This is a genomic window from Mycobacterium sp., from assembly GCF_032162605.1.
GTDB lineage: Bacteria > Actinomycetota > Actinomycetes > Mycobacteriales > Mycobacteriaceae > Mycobacterium.
Window position 1 is genome coordinate 17,447 of the sequence record NZ_JAVROT010000572.1, and the last position, 9,646, is coordinate 27,092.

The 9,646-nt window shown below is 65.6% G+C and carries 4 protein-coding genes and 2 pseudogenes; 1 reads left to right on the plus strand and 5 read right to left on the minus strand.

Annotation, left to right across the window (positions count from 1 at the left end):
* Positions 1–15: 15 nt before the first annotated feature.
* The 3 genes from gltD to QOI01_RS31800 all read right to left on the minus strand — a co-directional run bounded on the left by gltD (position 16) and on the right by QOI01_RS31800 (position 6,563).
* Positions 16–1,518: a glutamate synthase small subunit gene (gene gltD / locus QOI01_RS31790; RefSeq protein ID WP_526387506.1), complete on the minus strand. Its 1,503-nt coding sequence runs from the start codon at positions 1,516–1,518 to the stop codon at positions 16–18.
* Entirely contained in the window at positions 1,511–6,067 is a 4,557-nt protein-coding gene (gltB, locus tag QOI01_RS31795; protein ID WP_526387508.1) for a glutamate synthase large subunit, read from the minus strand. The genes gltD and gltB overlap by 8 nt, the downstream gene beginning before the upstream one ends.
* Before the next feature lie 82 nt (positions 6,068–6,149).
* Positions 6,150–6,563, minus strand: coding sequence for a DUF2752 domain-containing protein (locus QOI01_RS31800; protein ID WP_526387510.1), 414 nt, complete (start codon positions 6,561–6,563; stop codon positions 6,150–6,152).
* 751 nt (positions 6,564–7,314) lie between these two features.
* On the opposite strand from QOI01_RS31800, the gene QOI01_RS31805 reads away from it, so the two are divergent.
* Positions 7,315–8,118, plus strand: a complete 804-nt coding sequence (locus QOI01_RS31805) for a bestrophin-like domain (RefSeq protein ID WP_526387512.1) — start codon at positions 7,315–7,317, stop codon at positions 8,116–8,118.
* Here the strand turns inward: QOI01_RS31805 and QOI01_RS31810 are convergent.
* Positions 8,066–9,448, minus strand: a pseudogene (locus tag QOI01_RS31810) (HNH endonuclease signature motif containing protein). The gene QOI01_RS31805 and the pseudogene QOI01_RS31810 sit on opposite strands and share 53 nt — an antisense overlap.
* A pseudogene (locus QOI01_RS31815) lies at positions 9,399–9,646 on the minus strand (hypothetical protein); the annotation flags it as partial. The pseudogenes QOI01_RS31815 and QOI01_RS31810, both read right to left, overlap by 50 nt.

A 9,646-nucleotide genomic window follows, 5' to 3' on the forward strand; every position in this document is an offset into this window, starting at 1 on the left:
GATTCAGATGACGATTCAGACCACGGCCAGTGGGAGCGCGCTCGGCTTGACCGGGGCGGGCAGATCCGACTCGCCCATGAGGTAGGCGTCGACCGCGTGCGCGGCGCTGCGAGCCTCCGCGATGGCCCACACGATGAGCGACGCGCCGCGGTGGGCGTCTCCGCACACGAAGACACCTGGAGCGTCGGTCTGCCAGTCCGAGCCGCACGCCAGCGCACCCCGCCTGTTGAGCTGCAGACCGAGTCCATCGAGCAGCGGCATGTGCTCGACGCCCTCGAAGCCGATCGCCAAAAGGGCTAATTCGCAAGGGATCTCGATCAATTCGCCCACCGGTGTGATGCGCCTGCGGCCGTCCGCGTCGCGCTCGACCTTGACCTCGGCGATCTCCATGGCCCTGACCTGGCCCCTGTCGTCGCCGACGAACCGCTGAACGGCCACCTCGAAACGACGGGCGCCGCCCTCGGCGTGGGCGGGTGACGTGCGCAGCACCATCGGCCAACTCGGCCACGGCGACCGGGAGGCGTCCCGCTGTTCGGGCGGCTCCGGGTTGTAGTCCAGCTGGGTGACCGACGCCGCACCCTGGCGATGAGCGGTACCCAGGCAGTCGGCGCCCGTGTCGCCGCCGCCGATGATCACGACGTGCTTGCCCGCCGCCGAGATGGGCGACGCGCCATCGCCTTCGCATTCCTTGTTGGCGGGCACCAGGTGCTCCATCGCCAGGTGTACGCCCTCGAGTTCACGTCCCTCGACGTCATTGTCGCGTGACCGCAGGGCGCCGACGGCGAGCACCACGGCGTCGTGCTGACGTCGCAACTGCTCGATCGACAGGTCGACACCGACCTCACAGTCGGTGACGAAACGCGTTCCCTCGGCACGCATCTGCGCCAACCGCTGGTTCAGCATGGACTTCTCGAGCTTGTACTCGGGGATGCCGTATCGCATCAGACCGCCGAGTCGATCGTCTCGCTCGTACACCGTGACGTGGTGCCCAGCACGAGTGAGCTGCTGAGCCGCGGCCAGGCCCGCCGGGCCCGAGCCCACGACCGCAACCCCCCTGCCGGTGGAAATGGCGGCGGGCTGGGGCTCGATGGTGCCGTTCATCCAGGCCTGGTCGACGATCGTCTGTTCGATGCGCTTGATCGTGACGGCCCCACCCGTCTCGCTTTCGGCGATGGAGAGTACGCACGCCGCCTCGCATGGTGCGGGACACAGTCGACCGGTGAACTCTGGGAAGTTGTTGGTGGCGTGCAGTCGATCACTCGCCGCGTCCCACCTGCCACGCCGCACCAGGTCATTCCACTCGGGAATCAGATTGCCCAGCGGACAGCCGGCGGTTCCGGAATGGCAGAACGGGATTCCACAGTCCATGCAACGCCGGGCCTGTTGAGAGACCTCGCCCGCACGTTCGTGCGCATCCTGGCGTTCGTACACCTCTCGCCAGTCACCGACCCGCTCGTCGACGGGGCGCTTGGCGGCTTCGACCTTGGACACCTTGAGGAAGCCGAACGGATCAGCCACGGGTTGCCTCCATGATCGCGGTATCGACGTCGCGTCCCTCTGCCTTCGCCATCCGCGTGGCCTGCAGGACCTTCTCGTAGTCGGTGGGCATGATTTTGGTGAATTGCTCACTGCGCCTCGGCCAGTCGGACAGAAGCGAACGTGCGACCGTGCTACCCGTGTGTCGGCCGTGCTGCGCGACGACGGTGTGTAGCCACGCCAGATCCTCCGCCTCCAATTGCTGCAGGTCGACCATGTCGGGGTTGACCTTCGCAGGGTCCAGCCCGAGTACGAAGGCGATGCCACCCGACATCCCCGCGGCCATGTTGCGGCCGGTTGACCCCAGCACGACGACGCGGCCGCCGGTCATGTACTCGCAGGCATGGTCGCCGACCCCCTCCACGACAGCCAGGGCGCCGGAGTTGCGCGCGCAGAACCGCTCCCCCACCCGGCCGCGGAGAAAGACCTCGCCGGAGGTTGCGCCGAAGAGCAGGGTGTTGCCCGCGATGACGTTGTCCTCGGGTAGGAACAGCACGTCGTCGTCGGGCCGGGCGATCACTCGGCCGCCCGAAAGTCCCTTGCCCACGTAGTCGTTGGCGTCACCGATGAGTTCGAGCGTGACGCCGCGCGGCAGGAACGCGCCGATCGACTGGCCAGCCGAACCCGTCAGCGTGATGTGGATGGTGTCGTCGGGCAGGCCCTGTGCGCCGTAGCGGCGGGTGACCTCCGACCCCAGGAGCGTGCCGACGGTGCGGTTGACGTTGCGCACCGGCAGTTCCAGGCGCACCGGGTGCGCATCTTCGAGCGCTCCCTCCGCGAGCGCGATGATGGTCTGGTCCAGCGCATGCTCCAGCGCGTGGTCCTGATCCCGAAGCCGGCGCCGCTGGGTCAGCTTGGCTCCGTGCGCGTCCTTCGGCACCGCGAAGATCGGAGACAGGTCGAGCCCCTGGCTCTTCCAATGGGCGACACCAGGTGCCGTGTCGAGGATTTCGACCCGGCCGACGGCCTCGTCGATGCTGCGGAAGCCCAACTCCGCCAGATACTTGCGGACATCCTCGGCGATGAACCTGAAGTAGTTCTCCACGAACTCCGGCTTGCCGTTGAACCGGGCCCGCAGTTCCGGATTCTGCGTCGCCACGCCCACGGGACAGGTGTCGAGGTGACAGACCCGCATCATGATGCAGCCGGCCACCACCAACGGAGCCGTGGCGAAGCCGTACTCCTCCGCGCCGAGCAGCATGGCGACGATCACGTCACGCGCCGTGCGCATGCCGCCGTCGCACTGGACGGTGATCCTGTCCCGGAGGCCGTTGAGCACCAACGTCTGCTGCGTATCGGCCAGCCCGATCTCCCACGGCGCGCCCGCGTGTTTCAGCGAAGTCAACGGTGCGGCACCGGTACCGCCGTCGTAGCCGGATATGAGGACGACGTCGGCGTGGGCCTTCGAAACGCCCGCCGCCACGGTGCCGACGCCGACGGAGCTGACCAGCTTGACGTGGATCCGCGCCTGCGAATTGGCGTTCTTCAGGTCGTGGATGAGCTGCGCCAGGTCCTCGATCGAGTAGATGTCGTGGTGCGGCGGAGGCGAGATCAACCCGACGCCCGGTGTCGAATGACGGGTCTTGGCGATGTTCGGATACACCTTGTAGCCCGGAAGCTGGCCGCCTTCACCAGGTTTCGCTCCTTGAGCCATCTTGATCTGGATGTCCGTTGCATTGACCAGGTAGTCGCTGGTCACGCCGAAGCGCCCGGACGCCACCTGCTTGACCGCACTGCGCCGACGCGGGTCGTACAACCGGTCTACGTCCTCGCCGCCCTCCCCCGAGTTCGATCGGCCACCAAGTGCGTTCATGGCGATCGCCATCGTCTCGTGGGCCTCGGCGGAGATCGAGCCGTAGCTCATCGCGCCGGTGTTGAAGCGAGTGACGATCGACTCGACGGATTCGACCTCGTCGAGTGGGACCGGTGGCCGTACGCCGGACTGCAGTTCGAAGAGTCCGCGCAACGTCCCGCCGTCACGTGCCAGCCGGTTCACCTCGTCGGAGTACTCCTGAAAGACTTCGTACCGTCCGGTGCGCGTCGAATGCTGGAGCAGGAACACGACTTCCGGGGTGAACAGATGAAGTTCACCCTCGCGACGGAAGGCGTACTCTCCGCCCACTTCGAGGCGCCGGTGGACGCGTTCCGTGGGATTCTCCGGGTAGGCCCGCCGATGCCGGAGCTTAACCTCCTCTGCGATGACGTCGAGACCCACACCGCCGAGTTGGGTCGGCGTGCCGGTGAGATACTCGTCCACGACGTCGCGGTTCAGCCCGATGGCTTCGAACGCCTGCGCACCCGTGTAGGACGCGACGGTCGAGATGCCCATCTTGCTCATCACCTTCATGACGCCCTTTCCGAGCGCCTTGAGGTAGTTGCGCACCGCAGTCGTCGGCTCGATTCCCGTGAGCTCACCCTCGCGGATCAGATCCTCGATCGACTCGAATGCCAGGTAGGGGTTGACGGCCGCGGCGCCGAACCCGATCAGCATCGCGATGTGATGAACCTCGCGGGCGTCACCGCTCTCGACGACCAGCGCCACCATGGTGCGCTGCTTGGTGCGGACCAGGTGGTGGTGCACCGCCGACACCGCGAGCAACGACGGGATCGGCGCCTTGGTGTGGTCCGAGTCGCGATCGGAGATGACCAGCGTCCGATAACCCTTCGCGATCGCCTCGCAGGCGCGGATGCGCAGATCCTCGAGGGCGTCCGCCAGGCCTTCGCCGCCACGTTCGACGTCGTAGAGCGCCCGCAGCACCCTGGTCTTGAGGCCGGGCTGCTCGCCGTCGGCGTTGATGTGCACGATCTTGTTCAGCTCGTCGTTGTCGAGCACCGGCCACTTCAGCACGATCTGACGACAGGACGCCGCGGTCGGCTCCAGCAGGTTGTGCTCGGGGCCCATCACGCGCGACATGGACGTGACGACCTCTTCGCGGATGGCGTCCAGCGGCGGGTTGGTCACCTGGGCGAAGAGTTCGACGAAGTAGTCGTAGAGCAGCCGGGACCGCTGCGAGAGAACTGCTGCGGGTGTGTCGGTTCCCATGGAGCCCAGGGGTTCTGCACCCGAGGCGGCCATCGGGGTAAGCATGATCCGCAGCTCCTCTTCGGTGTATCCGAAGGAGATCTGCCTGCGCACCACCGAGTCGTGGTTCGGTTGAACGCGAACACGTTCGGGCAGGGTCGACAGGTCGAGCAGGCCGGAATGCAACCATTCGCCATACGATTCGGCAGTCGAGAGCCCCTGCTTGATTTCGTCGTCGGAAACGATGCGGCCTGCGGCGGTATCGATGAGGAATATCTTGCCCGGCTCCAGCCGGCCCCTCGCGACGATCTCGGCGGACGGCACGTCCAGGACACCGCTCTCGCTGGCGAGAATGATCCTGTCGTCAATGGTGCGCCACCAACGCCCAGGACGTAATCCGTTGCGGTCCAACACCGCACCGACGACCGTGCCATCGGTGAACGTCACGCAGGCGGGACCGTCCCACGGTTCCATCAACGACGCGTGAAACTGCCAGAACGCGCGTCGCTCTGGATCCATGTTGACGTTGTTCTCCCAGGCCTCGGGGATCATCATCAGGATGGCCTGCGGGAGACTGCGTCCGCCGAGATGAAGCAGTTCCAGCACCTGGTCGAACGAGGCCGAATCGGAGGCATCGGCAGTGCAGATCGGCGATAGTCGCGCCAGGTCTCCTGGGATCTGAGCGCTGGCCAGCATCGCCTCACGGGCGTGCATGCGGTTGCGGTTGCCGCGCACCGTGTTGATCTCGCCATTGTGGGCGACGAATCGGAACGGGTGCGCCAGTGGCCACGATGGGACCGTGTTGGTCGAGAAGCGGCTGTGCACGATCGCGATGGCACTCATGCAGCGTTCGTCACGCAGATCCGAAAAGAACTGCGGCAGTTGCATTGTGGTGAGCATGCCCTTGTAGGCGATGGTACGGCTCGATAGGGATGCGAAGTAGACCTCGCCCATCTCGGCGAGTTTCCGCACGGGATAGACGCGACGGTCGAGGTCGATGCCCCCGGGTCTGCTGCCATTGCGTTCTGCTGCGGCGAGGAACAGCTGCGCCATGTACGGCATACAACCCAGTGCCGTCTCGCCGATGCCGGCTCCGTCTGGATCGACGGGAACCGCGCGCCAGCCAAGCACTTCCAGCCCCTCGTCGACCGCTATGGTCTCGATGCCTTCGCGCGCTGCCGACCGGGCGACCGGATCTTGCGGCATGAAGCAAATGCCGGCGGCAAAGGTGTTGGTGCCCTCGGCCGTCGGCGACGGCAGGTCGAATTCGACGACCGCGCGAAACAGTTCTACGGGCAGTTGCAGGAGTATCCCCGCACCATCACCGCTGTTCGGTTCAGCTCCTGCGGCGCCGCGGTGCTCGAGGTGTTCCAACGCGGTCAGACCATCGGCGACGATGGAATGGGATCGACGTCCCTTGATGTCCGTGACCATGGCCACGCCACAGGAATCCGCCTCGTTCTCTGGGTCGTACAGACCCTGAGCTTCGGGCAAGGCCGAGAACAGCACTCGCAGCACCTCCGCAGTCCGGTAACGATCTGTCCGGGACTGCAGCGGCCCAAGTCGCGAGTGTATCAGCGGAGTAGCGGGGCTACCCGCCGATAAACGTCGGGACCAGCGGGAACCCGGGTAGATTCCGGATCACTGTCCAGGTGGCTGCCGCCACGATCACCGTCGCGACCGCCGACTTTGGCATCAGTCGCCCACCGGATCGCCAGCGCAGGACCAGCCAGAGCGCGAGCATCGGAAGGCCGAAGAGGAGGAAGACGTTGTCCACTACCGCCGCGCCGAAGTCACCATGCAAGAGGTCGTGGGTCATCCGCAGACCCCCGCAACCGGGGCAGTTCCAACCCGTCAGCAGGTGGAAGGGGCACGTGGGAAAGCCGAAGCCCGGTGCATGCGGATCGCGGAGGCCCACGTAGGCGAGCGCGCCAGCAAGGATCCCCGCCGTCCCGATGATGGCGTACCGGGGACCCCGGTGGCTGGTCGTGTCGTGAGGGTGCATCGCGGATCCAGCATGCCAGAGCGAAGCGGCCGTCAGAAGGGCGGCGGTTTGTAGTCTCTGGCGAGACGTCGAGCGAACTGACGCCTTTCGAAGGCAAGGCGTTCTGCGTTGCGTTGCCGGTCGTCTGCGTGGCGCCGGGACACGTCTTCGGCGCGGGTGCGCTGACGCTTCGGCGTCATCTCGCTGCGATTGGGGTGTGGCAGGACGATCTTGGGCACTGGCGCGAGCTTGCCCGTCGACTGACCCAACGCCAAAGTAGAGCTGGCCACCTGGCCTTGTGGTGTATGTGTGGCCAGTGGGAGCCACCCATGGACCGTTCCGTCGGGCAATTGGCTCTCGGCCCACCCTGCAGGCTCACCGTAGAACGGCTTGATCAGGTGATGTCACCGGATACGCGAAGAACACTTTTACTCCTACTTCAATCCCAGTATCGCGCACGGGTATAACCGCAGCTCAGAGGCGGTTTTTGGCCCCTCCCGCCGAACCCTGTGGAGAATACGTGAAATTTCGACCGGGGTGACCCTGCAAGTCACGCTGTGGCATATCTGGATTGCCCCGCCAGCGCCCACACAGCCCACGACCATCCCGTGGTCGTCTGCACGCGCTTGGCCGCACACGGCGAACTGTTTGCGCATCAGGTGGTCACCGCCGAGCCTGTTAAGGAGGACCACCGTCCGGCCTTCTGCACGCGTCACCGTGCGAACGTTACAAACCCACGCCGGTCGACGTCGCGCACAGCTACAGTACGGCGGTGCTGACCTGGATCGCGCTTCTGATCCTCATCGTGATCGTGTCCGCGGCGATAATCAGCAAGCTTTTCGTGCGAAGTCGGATACCTGAGCAGGGCTGGTTCGCCGATCCGCCGCGCGCGGCCACCACTTTGTCCGTGGTCGGCACGATGACCGCCGTGATGCTCGCGTTCGTCATCTTCTTCTCGCTGCAGAGTTACCAACACGCCCGCGACGGCGCGAGCGTCGAAGCCGTGGCGGTCACCGAGCTTCACGATGTCGCCAACGTGTTGGAGGGGCATTCGGGCCGGGCTCTGCACGGGGGACTTATCTGCTACTCGCGCGCCGTCATCTCCGACGAGTGGCCTGCGATGAGAGCAGGGAAGTCCTCGGAGGTGGTGCTTGCCTGGGTCGAGACGATGGGTCGGGACTTCGAGGGCATTGAGCCGACCAGCGCCAAGCAGGAGGCGGCCTACGCGCAGTGGTTCGACCAGCAGGCGCAGCGTCGCGAAGGTCGCCGCGCGCGTCTGGCCGAGGCGACGGCGTCGGTGCCACCGCCGCTGTGGTTCGTGCTGGGTGTCGGTGCCTGGGCGGTCGTCGCCTACATGTGCCTGCAAGCGGATAGGCGCGAAGGGCGTCTCATCCAGGCGGCGCCGATCGGCTTAGTCGCGATGCTGGTGACGTCGGGCCTACTGGTCGTCTTCCTCCTCGACCACCCCTACGCGGACTGGAGCGGCAGCATCCAGCCCACCGAGATGCGCCGCACGCTCTCATTCATCGACGACGGCCACCCCGCGCCGTGCGACGAACGAGGCAACCCGACGTAAAGCGTGTCGGAAACGGCGTACCCGGCGAATTGCGCCTCGTCGAGGTCGCCTCTTCGTAGGGCTTGTGCAGCCGGTGAGTTCGGCACTCGCACTTCAGGTTCGACGGGCGGGTCAATCCTCCCAGCCCGAATGGAATCGTATGATCGACGTCGCAAAACGCCGCCGGGACATCGCACCCTGGGAACCGGCAGAAGAGATCGCGGAATCGAACGAACTCGGCAAGGGCCGCCGACGGTCGATAACCGGGCTCGGGTGTCGAGTCCGTCGGGACGATGAGCGGCTTGCGGCGTGCTCTCTTCGCGAGGTCACGAAGCGTCTCTGCAGCTATCGGCCCAAATCCGGCGACGTACCCCGGTGCCGCGCCCGCACCGTCGACGGTTGACGGCTCGGACAGGACGTGGATCACGATGTCACGTTCTGGCTTGGACCGTTCGACTTCACAGCTCGCAGCGCTGCATGCGCATGTCATCTGATCCTGCCGGTCGGCCAGGGCACGGACCGCATCGGCTCGGAGTTGAGCCTTGGTGCGGGGATCGTCCGGGCAGACCGTGGCGATCAAGTCGTTGATTCGCTCGTCGAAGACGACGGCATCGTTGACGTGCAGGTTGCCCCAGATGCCAGCCATGCCTTGACTGGAGGCTCTGACGTCGAGATAGCGGTTGTCGGAAGGCTTCCGGGGCTCGCGCACCCCGGTGGGGTCGAACCGCCCCACCCAAGAATCAATGTATTCGGCGATCTTCTTGCGCGAGTACTTCGGTCCATCCCTGTGCGCGTTTCGCCAGCGACGTATCCACTCGCGCCACTGCATCTGGGTCTTCTACAAATTCGGTGCGATTGACGCTCGCGGGGACATCGCCATGTCGATGTCCCCGCGAGCGAACACGGCTGCGACCTTGGGCAGGCGACCCCGCAGCGCTTCGCCGACTCTGATCAGCCCGGCGGCACGCGAGGACGTGACTCCGATCGCAGCGGCAATCTCCGCGGACACCGCATGCATCGTGTCGACGACGAAGTAGTCGGCCTCGGATTCTGCTTGCTGCTTGCGACGGTCCCAAAGCTCGCCGACCGCGCTCAGCCGTCGGGCCTGGACTTGGGCTTCGAGCTTCGACGTCGACAGAATTGCGTCGACCAGTTGGACGTCACCGAGTGTGGAAACGACCGCCGGATCGGGAAGGTCGCTATCGAACATGCATGCGACTCTGCCGGTGTCTACTGACTCAAACTTCTTGGCAGGGTCGGGCGAATCTGGATCTGTGGATGAACTCGCGACTGTGGATAATCTAGCCGCGGCGCCACCAACGACGGCGCGGCGTTGCAGCGGGTTCGGCATTCGGCTTCTCGGCGGCGACGTATTCGGCGGTGGTTTCTGCGGATTCGGTGCCTTCGGCGGCGGCTTCGTGCACTTCGGCTGCGTTGGCTTGGGCGGCCTCGACTTCCTCGCCCTCGACTGATCCCAGGCCGTCCTCAGGGGCGGCGGTGGACTCGTCGTCAGACTTCTCTACGGCAGCGACGTCATCCGCACCGGCCT